Source organism: Actinomycetospora sp. 2LY8.5, from assembly GCF_057180585.1.
On sequence record NZ_JBXUHE010000007.1, the window covers coordinates 181,795 to 197,789 of the forward strand.

Sequence of the window (15,995 nt, forward strand, 5' to 3'; positions counted from 1 at the left end):
GTGCCGGCGGCATGTCGTTCCTGCTCGCCCTCGGCGTCGATCCCGTGTGTCGGCGCCGCGGGGTGGGCACCACGCTGATGGCCTCGACGCTCGCCGGCGCCGACCGCCGCGGTCTCCCCGCCTCCCTCGAGACCACCGGCGAGGCCACCGTCGCCTGCGCCGTCCCGGACAGGGCCGGCCCACGGAGGTGGCTGATGCTCCGCGAGCCGGCCTGACAGGATCTCCGACGAAGGGGGGACCGACCGTGACGCTGATGCCCGACGCGCTCGGTCGCCTGCGCCGCCCGACGCTGCTCGCCCTGGCCCTCGCGGCCCCGGTCGTGCTGGTCGTCGGGGCGCTCGTCGCGCAGACCGTGCAGCCGCCGGGCGAGTACGACCCGGTCGGGCAGACGATCAGCACGCTCGCCGGCCGGGGCGCCACCGACCGCTGGATCATGGCGGCGTCCCTGGCGCTCATCGGCGTGCTGTACCTGCTCGTGGCGTCCGGCCTGCGCGCGATCCCGCCGCTCGCGCGGGCGATCCTGGCCGGGGGTGCGATCTGCGTGATCGTCGCGGCGCTCGCCGCCCAGCCGGCGCACGGCAGCTCGGCGATCCACATGGTCGCGACGGTGGCCGCCGCCGTCGCGTTCGTGCTCTGGCCGGTCCCCCTGATCGCCGACCGCAGCCTCGACCCCGCGCTGCGCCAGGGCTCGGCTCTCGCCGTCCTCGGCATGCTCGCCCTGCTGGTCTGGCTGGCCGTCCAGGCCTGGACCGACGGCACCTGGATCGGCGTGGCCGAGCGCGCGCTGATCCTCGGCCAGACCGTGTGGCCGATCGTCGTGGCCGGATGGCCCGTGCGGCGCCTGCGCCGCTCGACCGTGGTCCTCGCCGCCGTCGGCCCGATGCTGTACGTCACCGGACTGCTCACGGCGCAGGCCGCCCAGCCGCTCCACGACCCGTGGAACCAGTCCGCGAGCGCCCTCGCCGGGCTCGCCGCGACCAGCCGCTGGATCATGACCGGCACGCTCGTGCTCGTGGGCGTCCTCACGGTGCTCACCGCGCTGGGCCTGCGCCACCGTGTCCCGCCGGCGGCGTGGCAGCTGCTCGCCGCGGGCGGCGCGTTCCTCGTGGTCACCGGCCTGAGCCCGCAGCCCGCGGGCGGTGGCTACTCGGCGGTGCACATGGTCGCGGGCGCCCTCGCCTGGGCCGGCTACACGCTCTGGCCGTTGGGCCTCGCGACCTCGCCGACGGTGGACCGGCCGCTGCGGATCGCCTCGGCCGCCGTGACGGTGGTCCTCGCGGTCCTGGTCGCGTGGTTCGCCGTCCAGCTGGTCACCAACGGCACCTGGTACGGCCTGTCGCAGCGGATCGTGATCCTGGCGCAGGCGGTGTGGCCGGTGGTCGTCGCCGTGACGGCGTCACCGCGCGAAGATCGCTGACAGCGCCGGCGCGACGTCCCGGTGGTCGCGGACGAGGCGGCACCGGCCCCGCCCGGCGCGGGCGAGCTCTCGGCCCAGCTCGACGTCACGCTCGCCGGAGACGTCGAGCAGCACGTCGAGGCGCGGCAGCCGGGCGGCGACACCGCGCGGGTCGGGGCCCGCGTTGTGCACGGCGTCGGACAGCAGCAGCACTCGCGCGTCGCCCGACCCGCCCTCGCCGATCAGCCGCGCCGCGGTGGTCAGCGCGAACGCCACGTTGGTCAGCCCGCGCGTGGGCACGCGCAGCAGCAGGTCCAGCAGCGCGAGCGGGGCCACGCGCTCGCCGGGCCGGACGAGCACCGCGGCGTCCGACCAGAACGCGATCACTGCGAGCCGGTCGCGGCCGAGCTCGCCGGCCAGCGCGCCGACGGTCGCGGCGGCGGTCAGTGCGCGCTCGCCGGTCATCGAGCCCGAGACGTCGACGACGAGCACCACCGTGCGGGCGGTGCGCCGGCGCTCGCGGACGACCAGATCCTCGTCCGCGGGCAGCGGGTCGACGGCGAGGACCTCGACGGTCGCGTCCAGGTCGAGGTCGTCGCCGGCGCCGTGCCAGCGCGTGCTGACCAGCTCGCCCGCGACGCCGGTGTGGCGGTCCTCCGCGCTGGCCGGCCGCAGGCTCAGCCGGCGGGCGATCCGTCGGGACCGCTCGCGGGCGACCTCGTCGACCGTCCGGTCACCCAGCTCCTCCAGCGCCACGACCTCGGCGGGCTCGTCCGACCCCCCGGGGGCCGTCGGCCCGCCGACCGACCGGTCCCCGCGCCGGCGGCGCCGCGTCCCGCCGGAGAGCACGAGCCCGCCGCCGACCCCGCCCCGCTCGTAGAGCGCCGGCTCGTCGGTGAGCTGCTTGGGCGTCCTGCGCAGCGGCCGGGTCGACCGGCGGGTCACCGGGCTCTCGGCCTGGACCTGCTTTCAACCCGGCTCCGCGCGCGCCGGGTCGAGCACGAAGTACGACTCCCACACCGACCGCAGCACGGCCTCCGGCGTCGCCTCCACGACCTCGTCGAGGTGGATGCGCCCCGAGAGCGCGAGCAGCATCCCGTCGAGGACGAGGCCGGTGTAGTCGTCGGGCAGGTCCCGCAGCGCCGTGTCGTCCGGGACCTCGACACCCCGCAAGCGCGCCAGCCGGTCGACCACCAGCGCGAGGTCGATCGCCCCGCGCACGCTGCTGCCCTGCCGGATCGCCTCGTGCCCGCGGGTCGCGCGGGTGAGGGCGACGGCGTCGGTGACCAGGCGCGTCGACTCGAGGTCGGTGCGTGCCGCGACGATCGCCCGCTCGGCGTCCGCGTCCTGGTAGTCGACGGCGAGCCGGCACAGCCGGTCGCTCACCGACGTCGACAGCCGCGTCGTGCCGATCGTGTCGTACGGGTTCATCGTCGCGACCACCCGGAACGACGGCGCCGCCTCCACGCTGCCCACGCGCGGCACGGCGATCCGCCGCTCCGCCATCGCCGTGAGCAGTGTGTTCAGCGTGTCCTCGGGCGCTCGGTTGAACTCCTCGACGTAGAGGAAGCCGCCGGAGCGCATCGCCTCGAGCAGCGGCCCGGGGACGAACGTCTCGGCCGAGTAGTCCTCGCGCAGCACCCGCGCCGGGCTGTGGTGACCCACGAGCCGTGTCGGGGTCAGGTCGGCGTTGCCCTCGACGAACACCATCGGGACGCCCCACTCCGCGGTGATCGCGGCGAGGATCGTCGACTTCGACGTCCCCGGCGGGCCCTCGAGCAGGACGTCGCGCCCGGCCGCGACGGCCGCGAGGAGCAGGTCGAGCTCGCGCTCCCGGCCGACGACCCGCGCGGCGACCTTCTCGCGGACGTCGGCGAGGTCGTCGGGGGCGGTCACTTGACGGTGAACCCCGCGTCGACCGGCAGCGTCACCCCGCTGACGTAGCGCCCGGCGTCGCTGACCAGGTAGAGGATCGCGTTGGAGATGTCGACGGCCTCCACGATCTCGACCGGCATGAGGTTGGCGAGGGCGTCGCCCTTCTCCGGGTTCTCGTTCATCCACGCCTCGAGCTGCGGGTTGACCACCATGGGCGTGTTCACGCCGGTCGGGTGGACGGTGTTGACGCGGATGCTGTGCGGGGCGAGCCAGTGCGCGAACGTGCGCATCAGCCCGACGACGCCGTGCTTCGCCGCCGCGTAGCCGCTCATGGCGCCACCGCCGTCACCGCCGCGGCCGGACAGTCCCTGCGTGGAGCTCGTCAGCACGATGGCGCCGCCGTCGCCCTGCTCGATCATCGTCGGGGCCGCGACCCGCACGGTGTGGTAGACGCCGGTCAGGTTGATGTCGATGACGTCCTGCCAGCCGCGCTCCTCGTCGTCGGGCTCGCCGCCGATCTGGTTCGCGATGCCGGCGTTGGCCAGCACGATGTCGACCCGGCCGAGCTCGGCGATCCCGGCGTCGAACGCCGCCTGCAGGGCGCCGCGGTCGCGCACGTCGGCCTGGCGGGTGACGATCCGGCGGTCGAGGTTCTCGACCAGCTTGGCGGTCTCGGCGAGGTCCTCGGGCGTCGACATCGCGTACTGCACGGTGTCGACCTGCTGGACCAGGTCGACGCCGATGATGTCGGCGCCCTCCTGCGCGAGGCGCAGGGCGTGGCTGCGGCCCTGGCCGCGTGCCGCGCCGGTGATGAAGGCGACCTTCCCGTCGAGCTGTCCCATGCGCGCGTCCTCCCCATCGACATCGTTGTCAGAGCCCGGCCTCACGCTGGCGCACAGGGTGTCGATCACGTAACGCCCGGACGGCCCAATCGGACACGTAGTTCGGACACGAAACCGTCACGGCTGGCGACGGGGTGGCGCGTGCGGCACCGTGCTCGCCGTGATCGGGCGTCTGGTGGCGGTGGTGATGCTCGCGGTGGTCGGCGTCTACGCCGTGATCCTCGAGGAGCCGCCCGACCCCGTGCCCGCCTCCGCCCCGCCGGCCGAGTTCAGCGCCGACCGGGCGGCGACGGTCGTCGACCAGCTCGCCCGCGAACCGCGGCCGGTCGGGTCGCCTGCGTCCGACGCCGCGCGCGACGCGCTGGTCGGGCGGTTGGCGGCGGAGGGCCTGGCGCCGCGGGTGGGGGCGAGCGCGTCGATCGCCGCCGAGGAGGGGCAGGCGCGGGCGGCCCGCGTCGAGAACGTCGTCGCCACCCTGCCGGGCACCGACTCCACCGGCTCGGTCGTGCTCATGGCGCACTACGACTCGGTGACCGCCGGACCCGGCGCCGCCGACGACATGTCCGGCGTCGCGACGATCCTCGAGACCGTCCGGGCCCTGCGCGCCGGCCCGCCGCTGCGCAACGACGTCACCGTGGTCCTCACCGACGGCGAGGAGGCCGGCCTGCACGGGGCGCGGGCCTGGGTGCGCGAGCAGCTCCCGCGCGACCGCCCGACCGTCGTCCTCAACTGGGAGGCCCGCGGCGTCGACGGGCCCTCGATGCTGTTCGAGACCTCGCCGGGAAACGCCGGGCTGGTCGACGCCTGGGCACGCTCGGTCCCGTACCCCCGGGGTGACTCGACGATGGTCGAGATCTACCGGTTCCTGCCCAACGACACCGACCTCTCGCCCGTGCTCGACGCCGGGCGGCCCGGGATGAACTCGGCGTTCATCGGCGGCGCGGAGCAGTACCACACGCCCGGCGACGTCCCGCCGAACCTCAGCCGGGCCTCGGTGCAGAACCACGGCGGGAACGCGCTGGCGCTGACGCGCACCCTCGGCGCCGCGGATCTGGCGCCGCTCGACCCGATCGCGTCCGGCCTGCCCCCGACCGGCGACGCGACCTACTTCACGGTCCTCGGGCGCACCGTGACCTACGACAGCTGGTGGGCCGGGCCGCTCGCCGGGGTCGCGCTGCTGCTCGCGGTCGTGCTGGCGGTGGTGGCGCGGGCCCGCCGTCAGGCCACGGTGGGGGGAGTCGTGGCCGGCTTCCTCGGCTACCTGCTCGCGCTGGTGCTCGCCGGCGTCGTCGGTATCGGGTTCTGGCGGGCGCTCGTCGCGATCCGCCCGTCGTACGCCGACACCGGACCCTTCGTCGGGCGCCCGCTGATGTACGAGATCGCGGCCGGGCTCGCGGCGTTCGTCGTCGTGACGCTGATGGTGAGCCTGCTGCGACGCCGGCCGGGCGGGATGGCGTTCGCGGCCGGGTCGCTGCTGGTGCTCGCGCTGCTCGCGATCGGGCTGGCGGTCGTCGCGCCCGGCTCGGTGTTCCTGCTGGCGTGGCCGGTGGTGGGGCTGGCTGTCGGCCTTCTGGTGGTGGCTGTCGCCGGGGAGCGGCCGTGGCTCGCGGTGCCGTTCTTCGTGCTCGGCGCCGTGCCCGCGGTGGCGCTGCTCATCCCGTTCGCGGTGGCCTCGTACGACGTCGCCGGGGTGTCCGACGGGCTGCCGGTGGCGCTGTTCACGCTGGTCGGAATACCGATCGCCGCCGGGCTGTCGGCGCTGCCGCGTCCCGGTCAGGTACGGGGCTACGCGCTGCCGATCATGGCGTTCGTCTGGGTGCTGATCCTCGCGGCCGGCGGGCTGTTCCTCGACCGCCCCGACGCCCGGACCCCGCAGGGCGCGAGCCTCGACTACGTGCTCGACGCCGACACGGGCGTCGCGCGGTGGGTCACGAGCGACACGGCGCCGGCGGACTGGACGCGGGGGTACGCGTCGGCTCCGGCGGCCGTCGTCGAGTCCTGGCCCGGCGAGGAGCCCGTCGGCAGCGGACCGGCGCCGTCTCTCCCGGCACCGGGTCCCGTCGCCGACGTCCTCGGCCGCGGTCCCGACGGTGTGCGCCTGCAGGTGTCGTCGCCGCGCGGGGCGCCGACGATCACGGTGCGGTCGGAGGTTCCCGCCTCGTCGGTCACCGTGTCGTATCCCGGCCGCCCGCCGGTCACGGTGCCGCTCGCCGGCGGGCCGGTGCGGCTCCAGCTCGACGACGTCCCGCGCGAGGGCGCCCTCGTGGACCTGCAGATCGAGGGCCCCGTGACCCTGCGCGTCGACGACCAGAGCCTGGGGCTCACGACCGTCCCGGACTTCCGCCCGCGGCCGCCCGACCTGCGGCAGGCACGGGGCAACGAGAGCGACCGGGTGATCGTGTCGCGACGGGTCGAGGTCGGATGAGGGTCCGGCGGCCCTGGCGGCAACCACGTCTGCACCGGTCAGGACCTCACACCGACCGGTGGCCCGGGCCGCCGAACGATGCTGGCCGACGGGTAACCGTCAGCACCGAGGCCTCACACCTGACACCCGACCGCGATGTGGAACGTGCAGGCCACGACCGGTAGAACCGGGTGATGGCATCGGAGCGGGACTGGCAGGCGGCGCGTCAGCGGTTCATCGACCGCGAGGGCGGGCCGACGCCGGCCACGGGGGATGCCGACCTCGGGCCGCTGGCCGAGCAGTTCGTGACGCTGGGCCAGGAGCTGAACGTCGCGTCCGAGTCCGGGGTGATCGGCGTGCTCGAGCGGGTGGTGCAGCGCGCCCATGCCCTCGTGCCGTCCGCGGACATGATCTCGGTGACACTGCGCGAGAACGACGGCGGCTTCCACACCCCGGTCGAGACCGATCCGCTGGCCACCCGCGCCGACCACATCCAGTACGAGACCGGCGAGGGGCCGTGCGTCGAGGCCACGGCGACCTCGAGCTCGGGGTTCACGCACAGCCGGGACCTCGGCCAGGACCCGCACTACCGGACCTTCGGACCCCGGGTCGTCGAGCTGGGCGTGACGGCCCTGTGCGCCTCCGGCATGTTCCCCGGCGGCGACCCGCCCCGGCTCGGCGCCCTGAACTACTACTTCCGCGACGCCGCCGGCCTGGACGACGTCGACCGCGATTCCATGCTGATCCTCGCGTCCTACGCCGCCGTCGCGCTGCAGTCCGCCCGGAACCTGGAGTTCGAGCAGCTGCGCAGCGCCCAGCTCACCGAGGCGCTCGAGTCCCGTGACGTCATCGGCCAGGCCAAGGGCATCCTCATGCAGCGGCGCAACGCCACCGCCGAGGAGGCCTTCGACGTCCTGCGGCGCGCCTCGCAGGACCTCAACGTGAAGCTCCGCGACGTCGCGACGACCATCGCGTCGCGTCACTCCGAGCTCTGAGGCTTCTCCGCCGGCACCCACTGGGTGAGGTCGCGCCAGGTCAGGCGCGCGGGCTTGATGGGTCGCGGCTGGTCGGGCGCCGGGTGGCCGAGGCAGATGATCAGCTCGGCGGTCCAGCCCGCGGGCAGGTCGAGGACGACGCCCACGGCGGCGCGGCTGAGCGAGCTCACCGGGCCCGCGCCGACCCCGACCGCCTGAGCGGCGAGCAGGATCGTCGCCGTCGCGGTGCCGACGTCGATCCACGGGCCGCGGTTCTCCGGCGGGAAGCCGTACTGCGCGACGAGGTCGTGGTCGATGCAGATGGCGATCGCCGCGGACGGCCGGGCGATCATCCCGGGGGAGACCATGCGCAGCACCCGCAGCGTGCCCGGGTCGGTGGTGGCGACGAAGCGCTGGAGGTGCCGGTTGCCCGCGGTCGGCGCCCACCGCGCGGCGTCGAGGATCGTCTCGACCTGCTCGCGCCGGACGGGCTCGTCGGTCATCGCCCGCGTGACCCGGCGGCGGTGGATGGCGTCGAGGACGGGGTCGGTCATGGCGTGTACCTGGTCTTCAGGTGCGCGGCCAGGGACCGGCAGACCTCGTCGAGCTGCTCGACGTACTGCTCGCGGTCACCGCGGGGGACGGCGAGCAGGGGCATGTCGGCCAGCGGGCCGGTGAGCGCCTCGGCGGTGTGCTCGCTCGCGCGCGGGCCCATCGCCTCGGCGAGCCGGTGGGCGGCGGTGAGCAGGCGCATCGGGCCGTACTCGGCGGCCTCGTCGACCTGCGTGCGCGCCGATGTGACGAGGTAGGCGAGCAGTGCGAGCGCGTCGTCCTCGTCGAGGACCCAGGGTGCGGACACCCTGCCATCCTGGCGCGTTCAGGTCTTCGGGTGGGCCTTCTCGCCGGCCGCCGCGCGCTCGGCGACCGGGCCCAGCCGCTGCCGCGGGCTGAACCACATCGCGGTGCGCTCGTCGTCGAGCGAGCGGGTGGTGCTGTCGATCCAGCCGAAGCACAGCGCCTGCTCGACGGACTCCTCGTAGCCGACGGTCGGACGCCCGGTGCGGGCCTTCCAGGTCACGAGCCACACGCCGGTGCCGCGGTCGTGGTGCTCGGCGAGCCACGCCCGCCAGGCGTCGACGTCGTCGGGGTGGACCTGGTCGCTCATGCGGAGGCCGTCCGTGCCTCGAGCCGGTCGGCGATCATGCTCAGCGGGATCGCCAGTGCCCAGCTGATCCGGGCCCACGTCGGCGACACGAACGCGATCGGGATGGACGGCAGGAACCCGGCGACGACGGCGGCGGTGCCCCAGTACTTCCCGTGCCCCCAGCGGCGGGCCCATCCCTCGCCGACCAGGCCGTCCTGCTCCGCGATCCGCCACAGCGCCAGCGAGCTCAGCGACGTCGCCATGATCGAGCCGGCGTAGATGATCGTCGCGGCCACACTGTCGCCGTCGCCCAGCAGCGCCGTGGGGAACGGGAGCATCACGACGAAGAACAGGAACACGAGGTTCGCGACCAGCAGCCGACGGCTCGCGCCGCGCAGGGCCTTGAGGTCGTCGTGGTGCAGGACCCATAAGCCCCCGATGACCGCGAAGCTCAGCACGAGGGCGAGGAACTGGTGGCCCAGGGCGAGCAGGTCGGTCACGACCTGCCCGTCCCGGACCTGCACGTCGGTCAGGGGCAGGATCAGGATCGTGATCGCGATGGCGAAGATGCCGTCGCTGAACGCCGAGACGCGCTCGAGGGAGGGCAGCGGCCGGCCGTCGTCACCCTCCACCGCGCCCCCCGGTCGTGCTCAGCCCCTGATCTCGTAGGTCGGCGTGATCGTGGCACGGCCGATCGAGTGGAAGAACAGGTTGAACCCGAGGAACGCCGGCGTGGCGTCGGCGCCGACCCCGAGGTCCTCGACGTCGACGGCATGGACGACGAAGAAGTAGCGGTGCGCGCCGTGCCCGGGCGGCGGCGCGGCACCGATGTAGCGCTTGGCGCCGGCATCGTTGGCGAGGGTGATCGCTTGTTCCGGCAGGAGACCCTTGTCGGGGTCGCCCGCGTCGGCGGGCAGGCTGGTGGTGGAGGCGGGGATGCCGGTGACCGCCCAGTGCCAGAAACCGCTGGCGGTGGGGGCGTCGGGGTCGAAGCAGGTGACGGCGTAGCTCTTGGTGCCCTCGGGGGCGCCCGACCACGACAGCTGCGGGGTGACGTCCTCACCCCCGGCGCCCATGATCCCGCTGACCTGCGCATTCGGGAGTGTCTGCCCGTCGGCGACGTCGGTGCTGGTGACGGTGAACGTGGCGACGTCGGGCAGGAACTCGTAGGGGTCGGGCGGCTGGTGCGACACGGTCGTGGCCTCCTTGATGGACGTGTCCTCTCGTCGCGCCAGTACCCCGGTGAGGGCCCGCGTCACGCGTCGGTCAGGCCCACTGGACGAGGAGCAGGTCCACCCGCTGGTGATTCCGGCTCAGAGCCGGCGCTCGGACACGTCGGTCGGTTCGTCGTCCGGCGGTGCCTCGCCGGTCAGCTCCGTGACGGCCTCGCGCACGACGCGGCGGTGCGCCTCGCGGTCGCGGGTGATCCACGCCCGACGTCGCCAGAACTCGACGGTCTGGTGCACGACTGTCAGATTGAGGTCGCGCGCTGCATCGTCGAGGGCGGCCCGAAACGCCCGGTCGAAGTCCTCCCGGTGCTCAGGATGAAGCGCGTCGTGCACCGCGCGCGGCGTGGCGTCGGCACGGGGGGCGGCGGGAGCTCCTCTCGCGGCGGTACCTCCGGCCTCGCGCTACTCATGGACCGACGAGCGGTATGGGCCGACAGCGTTCGGCGGTTCGCGAGCATCGCCGGCCTCGACGTCGTCCCCGACGGGTCTCGACCCGGTACACCGGCCTCCATGCCCGCGTGCGCGCGGGTGGCCTCGAAGGGCTCGCCGTGGAGCACGGCGTCGCCGGTGAAGACCTCGGCGGCATGGCGCAGGGGGCGTCGGAACGCCTCGGGATCGGCCTGGAGGACGGCGCGTCGTCGCCACTCGTCGAGGAGGTCGCGCACCGGGGCGAGGTGCAACGTCGGCCGCGCATGCTCGAGTGCGATGTCGTAGGCCGCGAGGAACGCCTCGCGGTCCTCGGGGAAGAGGGCGGCACGGATCGCGGCCGGCGAGGCCCCGGGCGCGAGCGAGCGGTCATCCGGGTGCTCTCTCGGCGTCGGAGCGGTCATGACGACGACGGTAGCGAGCCCGTCCGACATCGCGGTCGCGATCCGGCGACCTCGCCGCCCGGGACCGTCGCGCCGGTCATGCAGGCACTGTCGTCCGACGCCAGGTAGACGACCGTCTTCGCGATCTCTTCCGGCGTGGCGTGCCGGCCGAGCGGGACGAGATCGTCGAACGCCGCGGCCGCCGTTGCCGAGGCATTCCTCATCGATCAACGGCCGTCCGAGTCCGATGTCCAGCACGCCAAGCGTGCAGTGCCGTCCGAGGCGATGTCGGCGTGGCACGATCTCTGACCGTGGCGCTCCTCGACGAGTTGGCGGCGCGCGAAGCGGCGATGGCATGGCTTGACGAGCGGACACAGCTCGGCACGCAGACAGTCACGCAGCCGGAGGTCGCCAGCTTTCCGTTCCATGGCGAGTCGGTCGCGCTCCTCCTGCGGCAGCAGGGAATCTGCAAGCCACGCCAGCTCGACGCTGCGCTGGCGATCCGCACGACCTGGACGCCGCCGGGCGGGAAGCCGCCGTACGAGGACGTCGAGGGTCCGGACGGGTTGGTGCGCTACGCCTACCGTGGTACCGACCCGGACTTCCCCGACAACCGGGCGCTGCGCCGAGCGTTCGAGCAGCAGCTGCCGCTGATCTGGTTCGTGGCCGTCGCGCAGGGCGTGTACCTGGCTCAGTACCCCGTCTACGTCGTCGCCGACGAGCCGGAGAACCTCCGGGTGGCCCTGGCCCTCGGGAACCAGCAACGCTGGCTCGGTGTCCCGAGGCCGGAGGAGACGGATCGCCGCCGCACGGTGGAGCGACTGACCAAGCTCCGCCTGCACCAGCCGGTGTTCCGAGCTCAGGTTCTCGGGGCCTACGAGCGCTCGTGCGCTATGTGCCGACTCCGGCATGTCGAGCTCCTCGACGCCGCGCACATCATCCCGGACGGCAAGGAGCGCGGGACGCCGATCGTGCCCAACGGGCTGTCTCTATGCTCGATCCACCACCGCGCGTTCGACGCCAACGTCCTCGGCGTGCGCCCGGACTACACGGTCGCGGTTCGCCGCGACATCCTCGACGAGATCGACGGCCCGATGCTTGAGCACGGGTTACAGGCCATGGCCGGCGTGTCACTGACCCTGCCGAAGCAGCGGGCGCAGCATCCGGACCGTGAGCGGGTGGAGGAGCGCTACGAGGAGTTCCTCTCTGCGGGCTGATGGGCCACAACAGTCTGCTTCGCGTCCCGCGAGCTGGTGAGGCGGCGAGGCTGTGGCTGATCGTGACCTGCCGTGCGGAGCCGAAGCGCGGGAGGTGCACCTGATCATGTGAGAAAGCTTCGACCAGCGTGCCCCCGACCGCCCGTGGACATCTCGATCAGGCATGATCGTAGGTCGCAACGGAACAGCGGGGACGATGACGGCCTCGAGACCGGCTGACGCCCGGAGGTCGGCCAGCTCGTCCGCGTGCGCGGGCAGCAGCAGGTAGTGGCGAGTGCACACCGCAGCCACCAACGGTGCGGTACGACGTCAAGTACGGCCCGGGCTCCTAAGGAAGTGCGATGTCGGAGCGGTACGCACCGTTCGCCGCAGCGCGCGGCTCCTTGCCTCGACGTCCCACGCCGCCGGCGATGATCTAGCAATTCGTTCGCGAGACCGGTGACGCGCTCGCCGCGCAACTCCGAACGTCGCAACGACGGTGAGTTACCTGGACCAGGCCACCGCTCGCTGCGCGTCAACCCGGCGTCCAGTTCTCGATCCGCCCTAGCTCCTCGCGCAGCGCTGCCGGCAGACGTTCGACGACCTCCCGGCCGTCCTCTCCCGGCTGCGGTAGAGCCTCGAGGAAGCCAGTCGCAACGACGTTGTCGATGTCATCGTTCTCCTGGCCGAAGAGATCAGCGAGCGCCTCGACGGCCGCTGCTGCGTCGCTCACCTCGCTGCGATCCGTTCGACGCCCGACGTCCGAGTACCAGCGAGCCACGTCGGCAGCGAGGATGTGGGGTAACACCTCGCCGTAGTCGGCAATGTGCTGACCCACGAGGGCAGCTCCGCGAGCAGATGACCTGATCAGCGAATCGGCGATCGTGCTCGCCACCTTCTGATCGACCGGAGGGTCCTCGTCGTCGTTCACGGTGGTGGGGTCCTTCCGACTGCGTGGAGAAGGCGATTCATCTCGTTGGTGGCGATGGCGCGATCAGTGGGGGATGCGTCCGGGTTACGGCGAAGCCAATTCCGCAGGCCTCGGATGTAGATGTTCGCCTTCTTGATGTGGTCTTTCCCCTTCACCAGCCCGCCCGACGTTCGCTCCAGGAGCGCGGCATCCGCGGTGTGTCCGTCGCCGATGCGGTTCGACGACCGCGCGCCCCGGTAGAGGTCGTCCATCATGTTCGTGAGCGTCCGCGCTTGTGTAGGGGGTTGTTGCGCCGCTGGCTTGACCGGTGGCCCTGGCGGCGGGCGTCCGCCACCGAGCGGCTGGACCTGGTCGTCGCCCGACGCGTTGATAGCCAGCGAGATCGCACCCGCCCCGGCGATGCCGGCCCCCGTGGCGACGAGGCCGGCCGAGGCGACGGTCAGAGGGACGCCGGCCGGGGCGCCGGCGCCGGTCACCGTGAGCGCGCCGCCACCGATCGCACCCGTCCCGCCCAGCAGCATCAGGCCCGCGCCGCCGGCCATCGCCGCCACATCGGCGGGGTTGTTGAGCGCGGCGTTCCCGAGCGATGCCGACGTGTTGACGAGGTCCCGGCCGACGTCGCCGAGGAGGTCGCCGACGTCGTCCCAGAAGCCGCGGCTCGTGGGGGCGCCTGCTGCCGCCTCGTCGAGCGCGCGGGCGGCGTCGTCCCCGGCTGCGGCGAGCTGCATGCGGGCGTGGTCGAGCAGACCACGGGCCTGCACCTGCACGGCATCGTGGAGAGCGGCCGTCTGCGCTTCGCCGAACACTCGAGCGGCCTCGGAGGCCTGGCGCTGCGCCCACTCGAGGGTCTCGGCGTAGATGTCGAGCGCCCGGCTCGCGACGGTGAACGCGTCGCCCGCGCCCTGCCACGCGGGCGGTTGGAGCGCGAACCGGTCGCGGAAGGCGGCGGCGGCCTCGCCGCTCCAGCCGTCCGGAGTGCTGATGCGCGCGAGCCCGTCGCCGGCCTGGGTGAGGTTGCCGGCGAACGCGATCATCGAGCGGGCCACCGCGCGGGCCGCCTCCGGGTCGCCGGGCACGAGGAGGCGCGGATCGGCGGTCTCGCCCAGCTCGGCCATCAGCGTGGCGCCGGGTCCGGTCCGGGCCGGTGGAGCGTCTCCTCGAGGTCGCCGGCCGTCGCGTCCTCCGCTCGCTGATAGGCCGCGGCCGCCACGCCGAGGTGATCCCCGGCGGCACGACCGTCCTCGACGAGGTGCGTGACGCCCGCCTGCCAGCGCTCGCAGAACCCGACGAGGCTCGCGGCGAGCCGTGGATGTCCCATCGCGCCGGCGCCGGTGGACAGCGACGTGACCGGGTGCGCGCCGACCTGGCCGACCGTGCGAGTGATGCCGTCGGCCGCAGCACGCAGCGCGGTCAGGTCGACCTGGTAGCCGTCGCTCATCCCGGAAGCGTGGCAATCCAGCGCGCGGTTGCGCAGGCGAACGACGAAAGTCAGGGCACGAGCTCGGCCCTGCGTACCACCCGCAACTCGTCGCCCACCGCGACCTCGCCGGGCGTCAGGACGGTGTACTTCGCCCCGAAGACGACGCCCTTGTCGGTGAGGCGGTAGGTCGCGAGGGTCTCCAGCGGTTCGGGGCCGACCCGCGCGCCGGTCCGCTGGTCGACGGTGACGACGGCGCAGCGCACCGCCTGCTTCGAGAAGGCCAACCCGGCGGTGCCGAGCACCACGCGGTCCAAGTCGTCCTCGGCGTGGGCCGCGCAGCCGGTGAGCACGACGTTGGCGCGGAAGCGCTCGAGCGGGACGGGCTCGCCAGTGCGTTCCGCGGCGCGGTCGGAGAGGTCCTCCGCCGCGGCGCGGGAGAGCAGCAGGAGCGAGCCGCTGTCGGCCCAGTCCGACAGGCCGGGCACGAGGCCGTCGGTCGGGCGATGGTGCTCGGGGGTGACGCCGACGAGCCGGCTCTCCGCGCCGAGCACATCGGAGAACCAGGCGGCGGCCTCGTCGCCCTGGTCCACCGCCGGGTGCGGCCTGCTGAAGATTTCGACCTGACGCCGCGGCCCGTCGTCGAGCACGTCGAACGCGCAGGTCGAGCGGCCGTCCGCTGACAGCGTCAGGGAGGAGCCGTCGAGGTGCGGCCGGACCGTCGCCAGGAGGGGATGGCGCCGCTGCGTCTTGAACCGCCCGTCGGGCGCGACGACCATGAACCGCCGGTCGCCGGCGAGCCCCGTCGTCGTGACCTCTCGGCGGTCGACCGCCATCCCGGCGCAGCCCTTGATCGGGAAGACGGTGAGTGACGCGACGCGAGCCACCGCTTCGTCCATGACGTCCAGCGTGTCACGGCGCTCGATGCCTGGCTGGGCCGTCACGATCGGCGCGTGGCGGATCGGGACGACCCGGACCTCCTGCACGCCCGTTGCCCGCTGACGGCGGTTTCGGCCGAGGGCGTCGCCACCTGGGTGCTCATGGCCGAGCGTCGCTTCGGCGGCGAGATCGTGCCGATGGACGGCGCACCGCTCCAGGAACAGATCACGCGGGCCGCCGACAACGTGCGTCGTCTCATCGCGATCGCCTGTGCACGTCGGCCGGACAATGCGTTCCTGCAGGACGCCCGCGAGGCGGTGGAGGCGTTCGACACGACGCCCGCGGACGACTGGACGGCGTGTGTGCACGATGGGCGCTGTGAACAACCGCCGGGCTGTCGGGGAGGAGATCCGCGCTCTTCAGTCGGCCGATCAGCGGCGACGGGTCGAGAACCCCGAGCTCGCGCTGCCCGGTGCGATCGTCGACCTCATCACGTCGTGCGGGTTCCAGTACTCCGCCGAGCACGACGTCACCGGACCTCGTGTGCCGGACGGTGGCGGTGGGCCTGACCGACGACGTGAGCACGCCCTACCGGTGCGCCTCGCGCACCTCGGCGCTGGCGTACTCCAGCGCTCCCGACCGGTACGGCCTCCTCGACGAGATGGTGGCGCTCCGCGAGCGGTACGAGAAGGTCGCGGCCGAGCGGGACGAGCTCGAGGAGGCCATCCGCACGGCGGTGCGGCGCGATCTCGAGTGGTCGGCCGGCTGAGAGCCCTGTGTCAAGCCGCCGCTGCTGCGAGCTGTTGTTGCAGCCCTCGGTGGAGGTCGGGCCGGTAGGTGTCGTGGTTGGTCCAGCAGCGCCAGAGGACGCGTAGCCAGGCGCGGGCGAGGATGCGCAC

At 73.4% G+C, this 15,995-nt stretch carries 21 protein-coding genes; 6 read left to right on the forward strand and 15 right to left on the reverse strand.

Features of this window, described 5'->3' with window-relative positions; translation table 11 throughout:
- The first annotated feature begins 11 nt into the window (after positions 1 to 11).
- Both AC2A1K_RS11990 and AC2A1K_RS11995 read left to right on the forward strand, forming a co-directional pair.
- Positions 12 to 215, forward strand: coding sequence for a GNAT family N-acetyltransferase (locus AC2A1K_RS11990; RefSeq protein ID WP_483896520.1), 204 nt, complete (start codon positions 12 to 14; stop codon positions 213 to 215).
- 38 nt (positions 216 to 253) lie between these two features.
- The gene (locus tag AC2A1K_RS11995) at positions 254 to 1,417 is read left to right on the forward strand and encodes a DUF998 domain-containing protein (protein WP_483896551.1); all 1,164 of its coding nucleotides are present in this window, start codon (positions 254 to 256) and stop codon (positions 1,415 to 1,417) included.
- Here the strand turns inward: AC2A1K_RS11995 and AC2A1K_RS12000 are convergent.
- The 3 genes from AC2A1K_RS12000 to AC2A1K_RS12010 are packed head-to-tail and all read right to left on the reverse strand — an operon-like array spanning position 1,397 to position 4,113.
- A complete protein-coding gene (locus tag AC2A1K_RS12000; RefSeq protein WP_483896521.1) occupies positions 1,397 to 2,341 on the reverse strand; it encodes a vWA domain-containing protein in 945 nt (314 codons plus the stop codon). The two genes, AC2A1K_RS11995 and AC2A1K_RS12000, sit on opposite strands and share 21 nt — an antisense overlap.
- 24 nt (positions 2,342 to 2,365) lie before the next feature.
- On the reverse strand, positions 2,366 to 3,292 hold the full coding sequence (locus AC2A1K_RS12005) for an AAA family ATPase (protein WP_483896522.1): 927 nt from the start codon (positions 3,290 to 3,292) through the stop codon (positions 2,366 to 2,368).
- Entirely contained in the window at positions 3,289 to 4,113 is an 825-nt protein-coding gene (locus AC2A1K_RS12010) for a mycofactocin-coupled SDR family oxidoreductase (RefSeq protein ID WP_483896523.1), read from the reverse strand. The genes AC2A1K_RS12005 and AC2A1K_RS12010 overlap by 4 nt, the downstream gene beginning before the upstream one ends.
- Positions 4,114 to 4,273: 160 nt before the next feature.
- Here AC2A1K_RS12010 and AC2A1K_RS12015 point away from each other — a divergent pair, with 160 nt between their 5' ends.
- The gene (locus AC2A1K_RS12015) at positions 4,274 to 6,538 is read left to right on the forward strand and encodes a M20/M25/M40 family metallo-hydrolase (RefSeq protein WP_483896524.1); all 2,265 of its coding nucleotides are present in this window, start codon (positions 4,274 to 4,276) and stop codon (positions 6,536 to 6,538) included.
- Between the two features lie 173 nt (positions 6,539 to 6,711).
- Positions 6,712 to 7,512 carry an ANTAR domain-containing protein gene (locus AC2A1K_RS12020; RefSeq protein ID WP_483896525.1) on the forward strand — a complete coding sequence of 267 codons (801 nt, stop codon included), beginning with the start codon at positions 6,712 to 6,714 and terminating at the stop codon, positions 7,510 to 7,512.
- On the opposite strand, the gene AC2A1K_RS12025 is transcribed toward AC2A1K_RS12020, so the two are convergent.
- From AC2A1K_RS12025 to AC2A1K_RS12060, 8 genes are all read right to left on the reverse strand, one after another.
- Positions 7,497 to 8,045 (reverse strand): nitroreductase family protein, encoded by a 549-nt coding sequence (locus tag AC2A1K_RS12025; protein ID WP_483896526.1) that lies wholly within the window; start codon positions 8,043 to 8,045, stop codon positions 7,497 to 7,499. The two genes, AC2A1K_RS12020 and AC2A1K_RS12025, sit on opposite strands and share 16 nt — an antisense overlap.
- Positions 8,042 to 8,350, reverse strand: coding sequence for a DUF6092 family protein (locus tag AC2A1K_RS12030; RefSeq protein ID WP_483896527.1), 309 nt, complete (start codon positions 8,348 to 8,350; stop codon positions 8,042 to 8,044). The genes AC2A1K_RS12025 and AC2A1K_RS12030 overlap by 4 nt, the downstream gene beginning before the upstream one ends.
- Before the next feature lie 18 nt (positions 8,351 to 8,368).
- Entirely contained in the window at positions 8,369 to 8,656 is a 288-nt protein-coding gene (locus tag AC2A1K_RS12035; protein WP_483896528.1) for a YdeI/OmpD-associated family protein, read from the reverse strand.
- Positions 8,653 to 9,267 (reverse strand): TMEM175 family protein, encoded by a 615-nt coding sequence (locus AC2A1K_RS12040; RefSeq protein WP_483896529.1) that lies wholly within the window; start codon positions 9,265 to 9,267, stop codon positions 8,653 to 8,655. The genes AC2A1K_RS12035 and AC2A1K_RS12040 overlap by 4 nt, the downstream gene beginning before the upstream one ends.
- 18 nt (positions 9,268 to 9,285) lie before the next feature.
- Positions 9,286 to 9,828 (reverse strand): YbhB/YbcL family Raf kinase inhibitor-like protein, encoded by a 543-nt coding sequence (locus tag AC2A1K_RS12045; RefSeq protein ID WP_483896530.1) that lies wholly within the window; start codon positions 9,826 to 9,828, stop codon positions 9,286 to 9,288.
- Between the two features lie 120 nt (positions 9,829 to 9,948).
- Positions 9,949 to 10,197, reverse strand: coding sequence for a DUF6247 family protein (locus tag AC2A1K_RS12050; protein WP_483896531.1), 249 nt, complete (start codon positions 10,195 to 10,197; stop codon positions 9,949 to 9,951).
- Positions 10,107 to 10,694, reverse strand: a complete 588-nt coding sequence (locus AC2A1K_RS12055) for a DUF6247 family protein (protein ID WP_483896532.1) — start codon at positions 10,692 to 10,694, stop codon at positions 10,107 to 10,109. The genes AC2A1K_RS12050 and AC2A1K_RS12055 overlap by 91 nt, the downstream gene beginning before the upstream one ends.
- Positions 10,691 to 10,897, reverse strand: a complete 207-nt coding sequence (locus tag AC2A1K_RS12060) for an SDR family oxidoreductase (protein WP_483896533.1) — start codon at positions 10,895 to 10,897, stop codon at positions 10,691 to 10,693. Before AC2A1K_RS12060 ends, AC2A1K_RS12055 begins: the two co-directional genes overlap by 4 nt.
- An 87-nt stretch (positions 10,898 to 10,984) precedes the next feature.
- On the opposite strand from AC2A1K_RS12060, the gene AC2A1K_RS12065 reads away from it, so the two are divergent.
- On the forward strand, positions 10,985 to 11,890 hold the full coding sequence (locus AC2A1K_RS12065; protein WP_483896534.1) for an HNH endonuclease: 906 nt from the start codon (positions 10,985 to 10,987) through the stop codon (positions 11,888 to 11,890).
- 514 nt (positions 11,891 to 12,404) lie between these two features.
- Here the strand turns inward: AC2A1K_RS12065 and AC2A1K_RS12070 are convergent.
- Genes AC2A1K_RS12070 through AC2A1K_RS12085 form a run of 4 tightly spaced genes read right to left on the reverse strand, consistent with a single transcriptional unit; the run spans position 12,405 to position 15,116 of the window.
- Positions 12,405 to 12,800, reverse strand: a complete 396-nt coding sequence (locus AC2A1K_RS12070) for a DUF7674 family protein (RefSeq protein WP_483896535.1) — start codon at positions 12,798 to 12,800, stop codon at positions 12,405 to 12,407.
- Complete coding sequence (locus AC2A1K_RS12075) at positions 12,797 to 13,915, reverse strand: putative T7SS-secreted protein (protein ID WP_483896536.1); 1,119 nt, start codon at positions 13,913 to 13,915, stop codon at positions 12,797 to 12,799. Before AC2A1K_RS12075 ends, AC2A1K_RS12070 begins: the two co-directional genes overlap by 4 nt.
- The gene (locus tag AC2A1K_RS12080) at positions 13,915 to 14,238 is read right to left on the reverse strand and encodes a hypothetical protein (protein WP_483896537.1); all 324 of its coding nucleotides are present in this window, start codon (positions 14,236 to 14,238) and stop codon (positions 13,915 to 13,917) included. Before AC2A1K_RS12080 ends, AC2A1K_RS12075 begins: the two co-directional genes overlap by 1 nt.
- A 50-nt stretch (positions 14,239 to 14,288) precedes the next feature.
- On the reverse strand, positions 14,289 to 15,116 hold the full coding sequence (locus tag AC2A1K_RS12085; protein WP_483896538.1) for an MOSC domain-containing protein: 828 nt from the start codon (positions 15,114 to 15,116) through the stop codon (positions 14,289 to 14,291).
- 539 nt (positions 15,117 to 15,655) lie between these two features.
- On the opposite strand from AC2A1K_RS12085, the gene AC2A1K_RS12090 reads away from it, so the two are divergent.
- Entirely contained in the window at positions 15,656 to 15,865 is a 210-nt protein-coding gene (locus AC2A1K_RS12090) for a hypothetical protein (RefSeq protein ID WP_483896539.1), read from the forward strand.
- Positions 15,866 to 15,995 lie beyond the last annotated feature (130 nt).